At 59.4% G+C, this 261-nt stretch carries 1 protein-coding gene; it reads right to left on the bottom strand.

Annotation, left to right across the window (positions count from 1 at the left end; all coding sequences use genetic code 11):
• Positions 1-181 precede the first annotated feature (181 nt).
• The coding region (locus tag AX737_RS32700; RefSeq protein WP_156454031.1) for a DUF4113 domain-containing protein at positions 182-261 on the bottom strand (80 nt) is incomplete at its 5' end.

The following is a 261-nucleotide window of genomic DNA, read 5'->3' as shown; positions in this document are numbered from 1 at the left end:
GCATCGATCCCGCCGCAAATCGCGGCGTGTACGAATTCAAGCGTGGTCTAAGCCAGAACGTTGTTCTAGCAGGTCCAATCTGGGTACACAGCCGATCATCGCTCCTGCAGAAGGCGGTCGCGGTAGGATTGGGCGTCCGCTAAGCCCGCTTCGGTGTACAATAAATCGGCTTCCTCTCAGTCTAAGCCAGCGCCACCGGTAGCTCACTCACCTGCGTCGTGTAGCGCGGCGTGCGCATCTCGAACTTCGTGCTCCAGTCCC

This window comes from Methylobacterium sp. CCH5-D2 (genome assembly GCF_001556475.1).
GTDB classification, from domain to species: domain Bacteria; phylum Pseudomonadota; class Alphaproteobacteria; order Rhizobiales; family Beijerinckiaceae; genus Methylobacterium; species Methylobacterium hispanicum.
This window is presented reverse-complemented; position numbering and strand designations above follow the sequence as displayed.